Consider the following 17,080-nt stretch of genomic DNA (forward strand, 5'->3'; position numbering starts at 1 on the left):
CTATGAATAAATTAGACTATCGTCAGGCATTAAATCAGGATATTCAAACATTAAAGACCGCTCAAATGGAGATTCTTCCTGGTTCAAATGTGTATTATGAATTAAGTGGCATTGTCTTATTGGGATTTCTTTTTATGGTTGGATGCCCCTGGTTTCTTACGATTATCGCTTATAAGGAGACGTTGTCATTAAGTTTTTATGGAGCAGATTTGTTAATCATGGGGGGAATGTATTTGGTAGTCTCATTAATAGTACTGCCCCAAATAGCAGAGTATATTGTCATTAAAAAAACAGTGTTTCCTTTGTTAACTCTTTCTGCCTTATTAAAAAATCGATTGAAAATCTGTTTTACCTTGTTCATGTCCATCACCATTTTATGGTCTTGTGGTTATAGTTTTTTCTTTTTTACGCCAGACTTTTCACATCTCGGTGAGCGGATTTTAACTCTTGTTCCAGGGTTTCTTTTCGGAGTATTTGTTGCTTCAGTCGTCTTTCAAATTGAACTAGCACGAGTCGGATTAGGTACTTTATATGAGGTAATTAAAGCCATGAACACGCCATAGTAGAACCGCCAAAAAGGTAAAAACCAAAACAAAATGTATTTATTTGGTTCCGATAATAAGGATGCCTGGGATTACTTTAACCTAAGAAAATAAGAAGAAGAAAATGAGTCAAGATAAAACAAGTAAACAATTTACACGTGGAGGACAAACAACGTCACACGATTGGAGAATGTTTGTTCAGATAACTAAATTATTAATTTGTGTGTATTTAACGTTCGTATGCTTATTTACCGTGGGCGGTGTGTGGAAGGAAACATCACTTGAAAAAATTCGAAATACGGGCACTTTTTATTATGCACGGTTTTTGGCTGATCTAGGAGGGGCCAGCAAATTAAACATATCCGTGCAAGGGAAAGTTTATCCATTGCCTGTTAAAACGATTGCAATGAATCCATATATTCGTGATGTTGCCGCATCACTTAGGCAAAGTATTTACGATTCGTTTATCAGAGCGCTATTTATTTCCTTTTTTTTAAGTGTGCTTGTGGTGTTTTACTTTATTAAACGAGGAAAAGAACAAAAAGATAATCAATTTATTCGTGGTAGTCGAATTGAATCTTCTGAAGAAGTAAAGAAGGAGATTGTTGCTAAAAAATGCAATTCGGATATTCGTATTGACGGTTTTCCTATGATTAAAGGTTCTGAGGTACAACATTATTTAATTCATGGAACGGTGGGAACAGGAAAATCCCAACTGATCATGAAATTTCTGGATGCATTGCGTGCTCGTGGTGATCGAGTCATTGTTTATGATAAAGGATGTACTTTAATCCCTCATTATTATCGACCAAACCTCGATGTCATTTTAAACCCCTATGATGCACGTTGCCCCTATTGGGATATGTGGCTAGAAGCTCCGAATGATTCTGATTTTGAGAATATGGCGCAAAGCCTTATCCCGATGCAGGGAGAATCCGATCCTTTTTGGGTTAATGCGGCTCGAACGGTCTTTTCATGTTGTTCGTCAAAGATGCGCTCTGATCCAGATCGCAGCCCTGAAAAACTTCTGAAACTCACTGTTACGGGCGAGTTCTCTCATTTAGAAGATTATCTAAAAGGAACGGCAGCAGCCACTTTAGTCAGCGGGAAAATTGAAAAAACTGCAATATCAATACGCTCGGTTTTAACAACGTACTTAAAATCATTATTAACCCTTTCTGGGTTAACTGGAAAAGATAATCATTTTTCTATAAGAGATTATATCTTGAATCAAGATAACAACGGATGGCTATTTATTTCATCCAATGGAGAGCAACACAACACACTGAAACCGTTAATGTCCATGTGGTTGGCGCAAGCCTCTTTAACACTATTAAGTTTAGAGCCTGATAGAAACCGAAGAATTTGGTTTATCTGTGATGAATTACCCACGCTCCATAAATTACCTCATTTAGGAGAAACCATAGCGGAGGTGCGAAAGTTTGGTGGTTGTTTCTTATTGGGTATGCAAAGTCACTCTCAATTAACCCAAATTTATGGCCAATCGGGAGGTGCCAAAGCAATATTTGATTTATTAAATACACGGTTTTTCTTCAGAAGCCCTAGTAGCGATATGGCACGATTAGCGGCAACAGAGTTAGGTGAAGAGGATATTGAGGAATCACGTGAAAATTATTCGTATGGGGCTAATAGCATACGTGATGGGGTTTCTTTAGGACGACAACGTGTATCACGCCAAATAGTAGCTTACCCCCAAATTCAAGAGCTTGATGACATGAAATGTTATCTGCGTCTACCAGGCTCTTATCCAGTAACTCAGTTAGGGCTTAAATTGCAAGAACGAGCATCTGAGGCCGAAGGTTTTATTCAACGGGTAGTGCCTGGTGTTGCTCAAACTCAAGAAGATCCATCTGGAGCCACTGAAACACAAGATTCAGAAGCATCAAGTTCTCTCCATGCGATTAAAAATGGAGTGCGAGAAGTTGAATTCGAAGTGTAACGAGGAGTGAACATGGCGCTTTTATTAATCGAAAAATATCCAGAGCATTTTGAAGAACATCAAATACGAGTCGTAAAGGGATTAAGTGATTTTGAAAAAAACTTGTTGTCAGGGTTTTTCGTTCTGGATGAACTGCAAGAAAAAAATCAATTAAACGCCTTACATGCGCTATGTCGCATGATACATGAGCGTGATCTATGGATCCAATGTGATTGCATTAGAATAGGCCGAAAACCCGTTTTTCGTATTAATAAATCATCTGGGGGTAATCTTTATTTGCATCGTATTACTTCGCGTGCAGATCATACGAATACCTGTATTTTTAAAAGATTAATTTGTGAGAGTTCAGCGGATTCTTCGCAGATCACCAAACCGTTTCTTAAAAAAAACTCACCATTTAATCTTATGGGAAAGAAATCGGAAGGGTTATTAAAAAAGAAAGAAGGAGCCACCTATAAGAATAAAGGGAGCGGGACGCGTAAAACTAAGCTAGCACGAGTTCTATTTCATTTGTTAGAGTCCTCTGGACTCAATAGTGTTGTATCTTCTACCCAAGTGAACTCTCATCAAGCATTAGTCAATGCCTCAAAATATTTGGAATTAACTCATGGGGTTTCTGTAGCGGATTATTTGGAACTAAATCCGAAACGAATTAAATTTAGAGCATGTATGCTTAAAGAGGATGCGAATTTTGCAAAAGATTGCGAAAAACACTTTTTATCATTCGTACACGTGACTTCATTTGATGAACATTCGTTAGATGTGGTTTATCCCGATAAAACAATTCAAAAAATAGCGATTGCTCACCAAGTGAATCAATCTTCAGGGCGATTTTCAGCCAGGAGTGCTCCTTACCTCGCGTTGATTTTAATCGCGTCAACTGCCGAATCCCCTGGTTTTTATCAACCTGTAAAAGCTTATGTAACTCCATGCTATTCCACTACGTCTTATTTTCCTGTCGATAGTTTTTATGAGCGTGAAGTAATGCGTCATTTATATCGTCTGTACTTTGACTCCATAAAGAAAGGATCTCCTTTTCAAATAGTAAAACCGTTATTTGATATTGAGGTCGCTCCAAATTCTTCTAATGAACGCCAATTTGTACTTCCTGATTTTTTACTAAAAAAGGGAGATAAAACCTTAGTACTCGAAGTTAACGGTTCTGTTGAAGAGGAGTATTTAGAGCGCAAGCAGAGAACGCATTCTCTGATGAAGCATTTGGGAGATTTTTTAAGTATCGATGCGTATGAGGCTGAATCAGAACATCGTTTAAATCAAAAAATTTACCATCTAATGAATCAGATTAACGAATGGCTTGTACGTAGTTAAAACCGACACAAGGAATTTTTATGTTAAGTGTTCAACCTTTAAAGTCAGCTCAAGGTGCTGCTGATTATTATGCAGCGGCATTCAATTATTATGCAGGTGATGCACAAGCGTTAAGGTGGCTTGGAAAAGGAGCCGAGTATCTTGGTTTGTCTGGAGTGGTGGAAAAAGAACAAATGCTTCAACTGCTTGAGGGTAAATTACCTAATGGTCAAATATTGCAAAATAAAAAAGGAGAACACCGCCCAGGGTTTGACATGACTTTTTCAGCCCCCAAAAGTGTATCCATTTTAATTGGGTTACAAGCCGATCCGAAGTTGGAGCAGCTTCATGATTTGGCCGTAGAGCGTGCTATAAGTTTCATTGAAAAAGAATTTGCTCAGGCGCGGGTCGTTATTGATGGAAAAGTTCATTATGTTGATACAGGAAAACTTGTAGTAGCGGCTTTTAGGCAACCGTCATCACGTGCAAATGATCCCGCAACGCACACTCATGGGGTAACAATGAATATCACATTGACTTCCGAAGATGGTAAAGCTCGCTCATTAGCTTCTGACATTCATGGATATCAAGGAGTTGTTGAGCAATTACAAAAATATATCACTTTTGGGGGGCTAGTTTATCGCACAGAATTAGGCAATCTCTTAAAAGAGAACAACTATCGATTAGAATACGTGGGTAAAGGGATGTTTGAAATCGAAGGAATCTCCAGAGAAGTGTTACGCGAGTTTTCTACACGGCGTGTAGAGATTGAAGATGTTATGCAGGAGAACGAATGGGAAGGTGCACGCATGGCAAGCAAAGCCACCCTTCTATCTCGCCCATCAAAAGAAGAACATGATATCAACGTATTGCGTGCTGATTGGAAAAAACGGGCCGATCAATTGGGGTTTGATCCCCATGAATTTGTGAAAAATCACAAAGAACAGACGAAAGAAGCTCAAGCCCCAGGTCTTTTTAATTCATTAACGGACCGAATTTTTAATTTGTTTTTCGAAAAGGAGGATTTAATTGCTTTAGCTTCTAAAGAAGCTCTTTTTGTTGCTATAGAAACCATTTCCCAGCAAACCAGTGTTTTTGATGAACGAACGTTGAAAGAGATCGCATTGCGGCATACTTTAACAGGAAAAACTATTGTTCCAATTGATGCAATTGAAAAGAGGATCAATGTAGCAATAAAAAACCAAGACCTATATGAAGCACATGATTCGATAAGTAATAAACGACACTTTACTACCCCATGGGCATTAACTTTAGAAACAGAAACACTTGCACGTATTGAAAATAATAAAGGAACAGTAGCCCCTATTTCAACCGTGCATGCAGTGAATAAAAAACAAGAGATGTATGAGTCACAATCTTCCTTTTCCTTAACAAACTCTCAAAAAAACGCTCTGATGCATGTGTTTTTATCAGAGGATCGATTTAACGCCATTCAAGGATATGCAGGAGCAGGAAAAACCACCTTATTGCAATTAACTACCGAATTGGCAACAGAAAAAGGATTTACCTTGCGCGGGGTAGCCGTGACAAGCTCCGCAGTGAATGAATTGCGGTCAAAAGCACAAATTCATTCCGATGTCTTTCCTATAGTTCACCAAGAATTACAAAAGGCTAAGAACAACTCATTAGAAAAAACAATATATGTTTTAGACGAGGCATCAATGCTTTCGACTATTCAAGGCCATGAAATGATTAAATTAATTGAACAAAAAGGGGCGCGATTACTGCTTGTTGGAGATGCAGATCAGTTATCCAGTGTGAAATGCGGGCGTATATTTGGGCAAGCACAGGATTATGGAATTCAAACCACGCGCATGACGGATATTATTCGTCAAAACACGCCGATGGCAAAACAATCGGTGCATGATGCAATTACTAGAAACCTGCATGATTCGTTACAAAAGCTCAATCAAGTCCGCGAGTTAGGCACTCATGATGAGCGAATCGAATATATAGCATACCAGTGGTTAAATCTGTCTCCTGCTGTAAGAGAATCAACCTTAGTATTTGCGCCCACTCATCGAAATCGTCAAGAAATTACTCAAATAATTCGAGAGGAATTAAAAAAAGAAGGCGTATTAAGTGGCCAAGAGTTTCTATTGAATACGTTAAAAGCAAAGCCAATGGAAGAAATTCAACATCACCATCTCCAATATTATCAAAAAGGAGATGTGGTGCGTTTCAATTTAAGAATCCCAAGAAGCAAAATTAAAGCAGGAGATTATTTAATCGTTGATACTATTACTGAAAAGAATAAGCTCAATAAAACGGTTCCCCTCATTACTAAGGAGAATAAAACTGTTTTATTGCATCTTTCTGACCTACCAGAATATAAACCGACTCGGGCGGGCTTGAATCGTCCATTGGAATTTTACGAACAAAGAGAATTAGCACTATGTATCAATGATAAGGTTTTAATTACGAGAAACAACAGAAAAGCCGGAATGGAAAATTCATCATTGGCAAAAGTAAAATCTATAGGTGAACATTCAATTTTATTTCACTTTGAAAAAGACGATACAGAGCGCGAAATTGATTTATTGTCTGATGAGCTAAAGCATGTGGATCACGGATATGTGTTAACGAACATGAAAGTTCAAGGTAAGGATAAGACCTACGGTATAGGGCTTATGGAATCATATAATAAAGCATCTGCAACGTTAAGAAATTATTATGTGCAAATATCTCGTGCGATCACAAGTATGATGTTAATAACGGATGATAAAACGCGTCTACTTAAGGCATTGGAGTTCAATGACGATGAGGAGAAAACGGCATTAAATGCAGTAGAAAGCGATACTGTTTTGAAACATCAACAGCGATTTGAAGCACATAAACAATCCATTTCCATAACGCCTATTATGGATAAAAAGTTAGAGCAGGAACACTATGCTCTCCTTCAAAAAGAATTGATTCATCATTTCTCTTCAGCTAAAGAGCAACAAAAATCAGCCCTTGCTGCTAAACTGGCTTTAGAAATCACATCCGATAAAAAGACTCTGCTTTTAGCACGGCAGCAACTTGGGTACTCCGAATCAACCATTCGCCAAGATGCGCTCAAAATGGAAACGTTAAAGCTATATAATACTCTTTCTGATTCCGAACAAAAAAAATTGTTATTGGTTAAATCGTATATTAAAGCATGTGAGCAAACGTTTACCGCATATAAGTCGGTTCATAATGGGAACAAGTCTATTCTGCAACAATCGATTGCATTCAACCATAAATTAAAAAGAAACGAGCTTGCGCATCAAATATATGAGTCAATTGAAGAGTATAAGCCCTATTTAAGCCATTATTCTGTTGGAACCTTGAATCGATTAGGTTTGCCTCAGTATCAAATCCAAAAAGGGGAGGAGCGGGCATTAAAACGTTTAGTCAATTTAGGTGAGCATGCCCAAAACCATCAAGTATCATTAGCCATTAATACGTTTTTTACAACAACCAACTCAAAAGAAAAGGAGCATATAGGATATTTACTGAAAAGCCAGTCAAAAGCAGTACATCCGTTTCTAATAAAACAGAGTAATGAAACCACCGATTCGCTCAGTAGCTTATGGAAAACTATAAATATTGCGGCAAAAGAATATGAAGATCGCGAGTTTCGAAACACACTGAACGAAAAAGAAAAAAACTATTTTGATTGCATCAAAAACTATAAAAAACTGAGTCGAGAAGTTGCAGTACACTTTTCCAGTAGCCTCTATTATATGGAGTCTGGAAAGGAAATTCCTGAAGAACATTTACAAAAGCAAAATGAAATTTCTACGCTACGAAGTGAAATTGCTTTTAACATACAAAATACAAACGATACGGATAAGACTCTCAATTATTTTAAGATAGATAAACAATCACTCACAAACAACGCGTCACGTCATGCAAAACGACAAACGGTAAGTGAACTAAAAAATAATTCCCATTTTGAACGTAAAAAGGTGGTTGCTCATCTAATCGCACACGATCTAAAAGGGCATTATCCTTTTATCAAGGAGCTTGGAATTGATACAAAGAAGTTAAATGCTTTAATACGAATAGAGAATCGAAAGGCTTATCTTAATGAATTAAATGATACCCAGAAAAAAGAATATTTAAGTGTGGTGGAGTATAAAACTACTCGAAAGAAAGCTTCTATCGCATGGAAAAAAATCTTTTCAGATAAAGAAAGAAATGAATTATCTAGCCATTGGAAGATACATCAAGCTCAAGAATTAACCGCTAAAAGGGATTTTTTAGCTTCATCTATTTGTAGAAATACAAACACTCATGCCTATTTAGAAAAAGAAAATCTAGATCTAATAAAAATTGAAGCACATGGAAAACAGCATGAGGCTCGAGTAAAAACCATTCAAGAAATGGCACAAAAGAAAGGAAATTTGTTGATTCAATTAGAAAACCGCATCTCAAAAATGAACGGTATGGAAGCCAAAAATTGGCATAAAAGTTGGGGTAAATTGACAGTTCAGTGTGACCGAATTTTTAATAATAATCTTTTGTATAGTAAGGCTATTGAATCTACAGAACTGTCATTAGACTCGTATACTGAAAAGCAAAAGCTATTACTAGATAAACATGAGCTTCTCAATACATCTTTTGCTAAAGAACCAATAAAATCAGCCTATATAAAGCAACATGTAAGCGTTGATAACCGAAAATTCTTTGATGCGAATGCTGTAAACGAATCATTAACTAGCAACCCGATTGAAACCTATCGCGCTATATTTGGCGAGCCAAAAAAGATTACTTCAAGAGAGATGCGTTATTCTGGAGGTCTAATTATCTCCTTAAAAGGGAGTAAGTCAGGGTGCTGGTATGACTTCTCAACGGGAGAGGGAGGAAACCCAATTCAGGCTATTATGCGAGAGCGAAATAGTTCATTTCCAGAAGCTCTAAAAGAAGGAGCGGCTATTTCAGGAATCACAACGTCTATGGTAATTTCTCCAATAAAAAGACAAAAAACGAATCATAAAAATCACGAAATTGAGGAAGAAAAAAATAAAATAACTTCTGCAAGAAGTATTGTAAAAGGAGGTATCTCAATAAAAAATACGTTGGCTGAACGCTACTTGAAACAGCATCGTAGAATTGAACATCCTGAACGATTAAATGTTTTATTTTGGCCTAAAGGTTCTGCATGGAAAGGTATTGATGATGATGGAAAGCTCTATGATAGAGTTAATAAAATTCCAGCTCTACTAATCCCTGCATACAATGAAAAAAATGAAATAACTGGTGTTCAACGAATCTATTTAGATTCTAAAAGCGGAAAGAAAAATACATTCCTGGAAACAGCAAAACTCTCTCAAGGTAAACTTGAAAATAGTGCGGCAATACTTCAAAAAGGGGATAAATTTGGACGCTTGTATTTGGTTGAAGGCCCAGAAACGGGCGCATCAGTTGCTATGGCAGATCCTAAAGCGACAGTATTAGTTTCTCTAGGGCTTTCCAATCTAAAAAACCTAAGTTTACTGATCAAAAAATTTAATCCTAAAGAAGTAATTATTGCAGGCGATAATGATACTTTATCAAAAAATAAAACGTTAAATATAACCTATGAGGCACAACAATATTATAAAGACCGTGGCATTGAGTCGCGAGTTTGCTTACCAAATTCTTTAGCCGGAATGGAAAAAACAGATTGGAATGACGTGCATAAAAACCATGGTTTATCAGAGATAAAAGCACAATTAGGACTTGAGATAGGCACGAGTTCAATGACAGATTTTTCTAAAATATATCACGGTATTATCGATAATAAAATCGATTCCTGTGTGACAAGATACAATGAAAAAACACTTCATAATGAAAGAGAACTATCCAATATAATGCGTGATATCGCGGATACAAAATCTGTGATTGGTAGCTCATCATTAAAAGAAAATTCACAAATTAAAATTAAGGAAATCAAAAACAACGAGCTATCAAGGAATCAAATTACATTAGATTTATAATTGAATTTAGCTAATATTTAAAGCTCTTCAGGCAGTGTTCCCATTAGCTCTTGATATTTAATTACCGATATATCCAAGAGCTTTTTAAACTCTTCATCACCATAATCTAGTTGGCGCTTAGCTAAGTTTTTAAGTAAGGCATTCATCTGAATCATTAGCTTAAAGCAATGCTTTTCTATATCAGAAAATCTGTCTTCAGGGTTTGTATTCTTTTGTTGATTCTCAGTAACCATAATGCCAATTTCAGCCATTTTTACAATGGTATAAGAAAGTGAATCATCATTGTTTCCTGCGTAATGTAGCAGCTTTTCATGTAGGTCATTAGGGATGGTTATAGTAACTCTTGGCATTAAAAATCTCCATATATCAAATTCTAAGGTATGCAATTGTGATGAACTGCCTGATGCACAAAGTATGCAGATTAAACCCTTATAAAGACTATATCATAGTATGGATCAGCATAACAAATAATTAAAATGATGCATTTCTGCTGCACATAATCGTATAAAATAAAACCTATTTACGGTTTATTATAAGAACAAACAGACCACTATAAGAACTTGCAAGATAGTTTAAAATTAACACCTTGCACCAAACAAATAAACCTGTATAAATCAATAAGTTATACGAATGCATTCTAATGCGAAAGGTGTGTTTGTTTCTAATTTATCCTTCCTTTTTGTCATTTAAATATATATTTGAATTAATTTGGATAAAGATTTTTTTATATAAAAAAAAGCGCATTAAGAATATGTTGCGTGTTGTGACATGTTATTGTTATATTTATGCTGTATTTTTCATAATTATTATTGCCTTAATAATGAGATTAAAACCATGAGCATTTTGAACCGAGTTATTAATTGGTTGTACAAAGAAAAAATATTTGAACATTATCCAGAAATTAAACTAGAATTTCTTAACAATAAAACAATTGATTTTGTAAAATATAATCCTGCGTCTGGTTTACCAATGGTTGGTGGGTTAGATATTGGTGGTAATTTATATGGAACTTATAGAACTGATGATTACATCAGATACCAAAGATAAATACTTTCGATAAATTGAATAAAAGTATAGGAATTTTTATGGCACTATTAGCACCAAAGAAAATAGTTGAACAAACTAAAATTAAATTAGAAATTGACAAAGAACTTTTCGATAAAATTAATAATTATTGTGCTTGGATTGGGATTTCAGATCTAAATGATTTTTTCACCCAATCAGCACAATTTATTTTAGATACAGATAAAGATTGGAAAAGTTATTTAAAAAGCATCGATAAATAAATAGTTCATAAAGAATCAATAGTGATTTATTCTTTGGTTACATGTAAAAGCTAAGAAACAATTTAAGCTTAATTAACGTTAACAAATTTATGAGTATTATGTCTTATTCAATAAAAATTCCTTTTATTTTGCAAGAAGAAGTTGCTCGTATAGACAATGCTAGTGATTATGAGCTCTTCATTTTAAAAAGTCATATCGAAAATAACATTTATACCAAACGCAAACTTGAAGTTTTGACCTCGCAAATTTCTATTGGAGCCAGTTTGATCTATTTTGATACTCAACTTTTAATGGAAGATGTACTTTTAGTCACTGAGTTAGGGGAGTTCATTAAAGGGATTCGCCAATCGGATAAACAAAGCATTTCTATAGAACCACAATCTTTTAATTTTACTCACAAGAACAACATCTCATCGATTGCTGAAATTAGAAAGCATATACAAGAAGAATGGGATCTTCCTTCTTATCATAGAGTAGTGGTCGACTGTCATGTTTATATTTTAAAAGGGTACTTTATAAAATACAATCATAATGGTAGCAAGTTAAAATTACTCGGCGGTGAAATAGTCAAGCTTCCTTCAAGGGTCCTATTCTATGAGCCATCCCCAGACGATATGGAAGATTTTATTCGCATAGAACAAGATCCTTTTCATCAAAACCTGGAGTATGAAAGAACCATTAAAACTATGCGCAGTAAAATGGGGCAATTGGATCCATCTAACAATGCTATAGATTATCGAAAACTTCTCCGATTCATGACAGGAAGAGGGTACATGCCCAATTATATTGAAAAGGCTATTGCAGAAGTATTTGGTATGAGAAAAGAAGAGTCACAAGCTCCATAGTTACACTACAAACATTTATATTTTAAGTAGGTCGCTTTGCTAATTTGTATCCGCGACTATGCTTAATAATTTTTGATATAACGGTATTAATCAATGAGTATAGGATTAGATAACTGGTTGGTGGTTGTTTATTTGAGTGGTGGGTTGGTTACCGTAATTAATTCTATTAGGTACCTCCTTAATATTAATCGCTTAAAAACAAATTCAAATCTTAATCGATTGTTCCAAAGAAGCGATATGTCTCTTTATTTGATAATTAAACCTATTTTGTGGCCTTATTTTTTTGTTACCGAAAAAAGTCCAACCGAACGTCTATCTGAACTGTTTTTTAAACATTATGGCGATGAAGGACATATTTACTTTGGCAATCAAGGGATTAAAAATTTTCTAAATGATTTAGTTAAAGGGAAGGAGCGTTACAAAGATTATTCTATAAAATCCATGTGCTGGTCTATTGATAAAGGATCTCAGGAATGGCTATCTTATAAAAAGGTATTTGGTGACGAACTAAATGCACAAATTATCTATACAAAAATTGAAGATACATATCTTTTAAGTGTTACCTGGACAACGGACAATACACCTCAACCCGTTACCTCGGTGAGCCGGTTTAAGTTAGATCGATGTGCAAGACTAAAGGAGTCAGAGTTTAAAACAAGAATAAAGCAAATCAACGCCGCTGAAGCTAATAGATTATGCTATGAAATAGAGTTAAAAGCTGATTAACTTTCATAATAAGAACACTTTGGTTGATAAGAAGCCACTACTTGCTCAAAGTTATGTCAGCAATTCTGTGTATGTTGTTAAGCATTAGCTTCCGATTAAATTGGTTCTCTAAATTAAAGGTATAAAGTATGAAAAAATTTTATTTTACAGCTCCAACTGCTACTAAAGTTGAAAATATTAAAAAAAACTCAAAAGAATTTGATAAAAATCTGAGGAAGTTAATAGACGGGCTACTAATTTTTTAGAAAATAATCCGTCATCTTCGGTACAAACTTCAGCTTCATTTACTGGCATGTCCATTAGATTATTTAAAACTTCAGAAGAGAAGAAAAAGTTTTTGGAAGAAGTACTCAAGTCTACAACGCCAACAAATACTTGATTTTTAAGCACTTATGTAGCCCTGAAGTAGCGGTTTACGAACATCTCAGATTCCATAAAAATTGGACTTTCTTTATCGCTGTGAACGCTCTGAACAGTTATATCATTTGGTCTGATTATCGAGTAATCAGACCTAAAAGGGTTATTTTGTGTGCGATTTGAACCCGCTCCCCTCTTCCTATGTTTATTTTTAAAATTAATCAGACTTAATATACTCATTTCTGTAGTTATTTTAATTTTGATATATAATTGGCTCGGCTTTATCCTGCGTTTTTTAAACTATTTATATCTATATAGCCAAATTTAGTTGATAATCGAAATGTACTCTGAAAATAAATGAGTTTTAATTAATCAAAACTAATGATTTAATTTTATGCAAAAAATATTTTCATATATAATTTATTCAAAGAGATACTATTTTATAAATTAATATAAACTTAAATAATTATGAATGCTCAATTAAATTTATCCATTGATGAAGATTCCATTAGCCCCTCTATTGAAATTGGAGCTTTTGAGGCATTATGGTCCAATCGAGAAACCAATATTTCATCTTTCAAACAATTGCGAGAAAGATTAGATGCCTTATCTGCTAAATTACCAAGTGCATTAGTTGATACAGAGACAGCCCTATCTTTTTATAAGAAAGCGATAGGCAGACTTAAAGAATGTGGAATTAATAATTTTGGTATTAAAATTGATGGAACATTTGACTTTCCTACTAAACTGCACGATGCCGATTATCCTTTAGCCCTTCTTTACTATATTGGTAACTGGGATTTGGTTTTTACACGAGGCGTTTCGGTAGTGGGCACAAGAAATCCTTCATTAAACGGTATTAAAAGAACTCAGAAACTAGTAAAAGGTTTAATTGATCAGGGATTTACCATTTTTTCGGGACTTGCTAAGGGAATTGATACCACAGCACACCAAACGGCAATTGAATACGGTGGTCAAACAGTTGCGGTGATTGGAACACCCCTATGTGTACATTATCCAAAAGAAAATACAGCACTCCAAGAAAGAATTGCAAAAGAGTTCCTTCTTATCAGCCAAGTTCCAATTGTTTCTTATGAAAATAAAGATATTAAATTTAATCGTATATTTTTCCCAGAACGCAACAAAACCATGTCAGCCTTATCAGAGGCAACAATTATAGTGGAAGCAGGTGAAACCTCTGGATCTCTCATTCAGGCTAGAGCAGCATTAAAGCAAAATCGAAAAGTTTTTATTTTAAATAACAATTTCGAAAATCCCAAATTAACATGGCCTAATCGCCTCCTAGAGGCCGGTGCATTTCGCATCCATAGTCTTGATGATATTTTGCAGGAACTACAGTAGTGCTAGAACCAAAATTATTAAAAATAGATGAAGTCATTCGTAGTAACCACTTTTATCTTCAATCTAATGATCTATGTTATTATTTTGGAGACTACTATGCCAGGCAAGGCTACGGCCATAGCCCAATGAACCAATTGATATACAATTTCAAAAAGTATATGAATCGCAAAGGAAAGTCTGATTGGCACTTTAAAGAGGATGCCATTAAAGAAGTTGCAAAGACCATTCATTGCTTAGATGTTTGGAACAAACTTAAGCAATATACGTGGGTTCCTCTTCCTTCTTCAAAATTAAAAGATGATCCCGAGTTTGATGATAGACTGATGCGTACTTTATTATGCCTTAAGGAAAAAGAACCCTATTTAGACGTAAGAGATTTATTTAGCATCAAAACAGGCCGTATAGCTGCACATAATCCAGATATAATTTACAGACCTACTGTTCAAGATCATCTAAGTAATTTCCAACTCAATAGAAATTTGCTTGAGCCTTCCCCAAAAGCTATTGCCATTTTTGATGATGTGATTACAACTGGAGCAAGCTTTCTAGCTGGAAAAATGCTATTAAATCAGGTTTTTCCTGACACTCATCTGATAGGTATTTTTATTGCTCGTAATATTCCAAACTGAATTAAAAATAAACTGTAAGCAGTCCTTTTCGTCAGGATCCCAGCCGAACCTCATGATTCAAATTCTGGGGTTCCCCAGACGATGGTGCAACATTACTTAGATCATGAGTCACCAGAAATGACCGCTCGTTATGCTCATATACATAATGAAACCATGAAAGCTGCTTTTGTTGAATATCAAGAAAAGCTCGTTAACACCCAAGGTAAAATTGAATCATCAGATGCTCAAATTAATGCTCGGTGGCTAAAGAAAAACATCATGTCTCAAACTCTCCCTAATGGTCTCTGCTCCCTACCCTTACGCTGCACGTCATGGAAGGCTGAAAGCCGAGGCGTGTAGTCCGCGATATCCCGCGATTTTATTGACATACCGAAGGTAAGTTAACAAAATCAGTTTCAGGGCGTAGAGTCATTGTGGTAGGCAAACGATTTGCTCGTTCAGAGCAAACGTTAACGGACGCAGGACAGTCGCGGCCTTTTAGCTTCGCGCGTTGGCGAGTCGATTTTAGCCAGGGATGGCTTAAATCAATCACGAGATAGCGCGACCATCGGCCTTATGCAGTAGTCGATTTTTTATTGAATGGCATTCCTTGGGGTTCATTCCTTTCTTATTGGCTATAGCTTTAGCAACTCTTTTCTGACTATCTATAGCCCAATATTGCTTCCCCTCTTTCCCCATACTCCAAACATTACTAACTTGTTTTTCTAAAAAAGTTAGATAGTTTTCCAGATCTTCGGGATGAGTGCTAGTTAACGCTGTACGCTCACGCGCTCTACAGCGTTTATGCCAAACTTTTTTATCTTGCCGTTCACTAAATTCGGCAAGCTCTCTTTTCTTACGTTATAAAAAGTTAAATTGACGGAGGACCTGGACTTAATTAAATGTTAATCAATTTAATTTATAATTAGTCAATTGCTTAATTATTAAATCGAGGCTCAGATGCGTTCATATTCTATCTTTTTTTCTTCCGTAAATGGTAGCTCATTACCAAAGGAAACAAAATATGTAACAGAAGCTATCATTAGGCCATATAGTGCAATATTGGAAAATAAAACCGTGAAAAGGAAACGTGAATATTCTGAGGAGTTCCCTAGCCGTAAGAAAATTTCTCAAGGCATGTTTGATACAAAAGATTTTAAAATTTTTGAAAAAAAATACTTCGAAGATTATAATGAAACGCTTTCAAAAGCGCCATTACTTTTAGCAGCTGATCTATGTAAGATTAATTATTTTTTCCATCAGTTACCTCTTGTTAAGAAAGGACTATCAAAATTAGAAGCAGAAATAGGCGAAAAATTACTTCAAAAAAATATTTCTCTAGAATCATTTGTTTCAGATTTAGATATCGATAATTACAAATGCTACAAATCGCTTTCTGAAAGTTTAAAACAATGGTTAATTAATTCTGATTTTTCTCATCAAATAATAATTCTTTCATCAGAATTAAGTAAAAAAGATTTTTTTTATTTATTAAAAAATAAAAATATGTTCAAAGATGTGGGCATCGATCCTTTTCATGGGGAATGGAGTCATTTCATTCAATGGTATCTGATTGCTAATAATGAAGACTTAGTGAAAAATTTAAATTTTCTTCCTCATGTTATTATTGAAATGATGGGGAATACTAAGAATAATAATAAACAAAGCTTATGGGAAATTACTTTTGATAGTTTTAAAGAGGAATCTATTTTTAATTTTACCTCCCCTGAAAATGTAACCTCTTTTTTAAAGAGCTCATCCAGTGATTTTCCTTTATTATCTACTAATATTCAGAAGCGTTTTTTAAAACGCGTCAAAAATGGTGAAAATATTAAAGAGTCAGATTTTGAATCTGATTCTGATGATATTTCTGAAGATAATAGTAATTCTGATTTCAATAATACAATATAGAAAACGTCCCCATTTTTTGCCAACTTGTTTTTCTTTTTAGAAAGTAAAAATTAGGGCTCCAATGGGCACCGTCAACTAAACTTTTGTTCTACACTGAACTTTATTTATTGGAAAATACGATGTTGGAAAGGAAGCTGAAAAGATACCGTTACCCATTGGAGCTAATCAGCATAGCGGTATGGAGTTATCATCGGTTTAATGATAGT

The 17,080-nt window shown here is 35.1% G+C and carries 14 protein-coding genes; 12 read left to right on the top strand and 2 right to left on the bottom strand.

Annotated features, from left to right (window positions below):
* The first annotated feature begins 2 nt into the window (after positions 1 to 2).
* From Lsan_RS02125 to mobF, 4 genes are all read left to right on the top strand, one after another.
* A complete protein-coding gene (locus Lsan_RS02125; protein ID WP_058512897.1) occupies positions 3 to 563 on the top strand; it encodes a hypothetical protein in 561 nt (186 codons plus the stop codon).
* Positions 564 to 666: 103 nt separating this feature from the next.
* Positions 667 to 2,502: a type IV conjugative transfer system coupling protein TraD gene (traD, locus tag Lsan_RS02130; protein WP_058512898.1), complete on the top strand. Its 1,836-nt coding sequence runs from the start codon at positions 667 to 669 to the stop codon at positions 2,500 to 2,502.
* Positions 2,503 to 2,514: 12 nt separating this feature from the next.
* Positions 2,515 to 3,831, top strand: coding sequence for a hypothetical protein (locus Lsan_RS02135; protein ID WP_058512899.1), 1,317 nt, complete (start codon positions 2,515 to 2,517; stop codon positions 3,829 to 3,831).
* Between the two features lie 20 nt (positions 3,832 to 3,851).
* Positions 3,852 to 9,779 carry a MobF family relaxase gene (mobF, locus tag Lsan_RS02140; RefSeq protein WP_058512900.1) on the top strand — a complete coding sequence of 1,976 codons (5,928 nt, stop codon included), beginning with the start codon at positions 3,852 to 3,854 and terminating at the stop codon, positions 9,777 to 9,779.
* A gap of 17 nt (positions 9,780 to 9,796) precedes the next feature.
* Here the strand turns inward: mobF and Lsan_RS02145 are convergent, their stop codons facing one another.
* A complete protein-coding gene (locus Lsan_RS02145; RefSeq protein WP_058512901.1) occupies positions 9,797 to 10,129 on the bottom strand; it encodes a hypothetical protein in 333 nt (110 codons plus the stop codon).
* 484 nt (positions 10,130 to 10,613) lie between these two features.
* Here Lsan_RS02145 and Lsan_RS02150 point away from each other — a divergent pair, with 484 nt between their 5' ends.
* The 4 genes from Lsan_RS02150 (at position 10,614) to Lsan_RS02165 (ending at position 12,636) form a co-directional block, all read left to right on the top strand.
* Entirely contained in the window at positions 10,614 to 10,826 is a 213-nt protein-coding gene (locus Lsan_RS02150; protein ID WP_058512902.1) for a hypothetical protein, read from the top strand.
* A 38-nt stretch (positions 10,827 to 10,864) separates the two neighbouring features.
* Positions 10,865 to 11,065 (top strand): hypothetical protein, encoded by a 201-nt coding sequence (locus tag Lsan_RS02155; protein ID WP_058512903.1) that lies wholly within the window; start codon positions 10,865 to 10,867, stop codon positions 11,063 to 11,065.
* A gap of 98 nt (positions 11,066 to 11,163) precedes the next feature.
* Positions 11,164 to 11,910 carry a hypothetical protein gene (locus Lsan_RS02160; RefSeq protein WP_162265582.1) on the top strand — a complete coding sequence of 249 codons (747 nt, stop codon included), beginning with the start codon at positions 11,164 to 11,166 and terminating at the stop codon, positions 11,908 to 11,910.
* A 93-nt stretch (positions 11,911 to 12,003) separates the two neighbouring features.
* Positions 12,004 to 12,636 carry a hypothetical protein gene (locus tag Lsan_RS02165; protein WP_058512905.1) on the top strand — a complete coding sequence of 211 codons (633 nt, stop codon included), beginning with the start codon at positions 12,004 to 12,006 and terminating at the stop codon, positions 12,634 to 12,636.
* 177 nt (positions 12,637 to 12,813) lie between these two features.
* Here Lsan_RS02165 and Lsan_RS21915 read toward each other — a convergent pair whose 3' ends face one another.
* Positions 12,814 to 13,026 (bottom strand): hypothetical protein, encoded by a 213-nt coding sequence (locus tag Lsan_RS21915; protein WP_133134301.1) that lies wholly within the window; start codon positions 13,024 to 13,026, stop codon positions 12,814 to 12,816.
* Positions 13,027 to 13,461: 435 nt separating this feature from the next.
* Here Lsan_RS21915 and Lsan_RS02170 point away from each other — a divergent pair, with 435 nt between their 5' ends.
* The 4 genes from Lsan_RS02170 to Lsan_RS02190 all read left to right on the top strand — a co-directional run bounded on the left by Lsan_RS02170 (position 13,462) and on the right by Lsan_RS02190 (position 16,874).
* Positions 13,462 to 14,355 carry a DNA-processing protein DprA gene (locus Lsan_RS02170; protein ID WP_058512906.1) on the top strand — a complete coding sequence of 298 codons (894 nt, stop codon included), beginning with the start codon at positions 13,462 to 13,464 and terminating at the stop codon, positions 14,353 to 14,355.
* Positions 14,355 to 14,984, top strand: a complete 630-nt coding sequence (locus Lsan_RS02175) for a hypothetical protein (RefSeq protein ID WP_058512907.1) — start codon at positions 14,355 to 14,357, stop codon at positions 14,982 to 14,984. Before Lsan_RS02170 ends, Lsan_RS02175 begins: the two co-directional genes overlap by 1 nt.
* Positions 14,985 to 15,065: 81 nt before the next feature.
* A complete protein-coding gene (locus tag Lsan_RS02180; RefSeq protein WP_058512908.1) occupies positions 15,066 to 15,323 on the top strand; it encodes a hypothetical protein in 258 nt (85 codons plus the stop codon).
* Between the two features lie 600 nt (positions 15,324 to 15,923).
* Positions 15,924 to 16,874 carry a LirA/MavJ family T4SS effector gene (locus tag Lsan_RS02190; RefSeq protein ID WP_058512909.1) on the top strand — a complete coding sequence of 317 codons (951 nt, stop codon included), beginning with the start codon at positions 15,924 to 15,926 and terminating at the stop codon, positions 16,872 to 16,874.
* The last annotated feature ends 206 nt before the right edge of the window (positions 16,875 to 17,080 follow it).

This window comes from Legionella santicrucis (genome assembly GCF_001468135.1).
Classification (GTDB): Bacteria; Pseudomonadota; Gammaproteobacteria; order Legionellales; family Legionellaceae; genus Legionella; species Legionella santicrucis.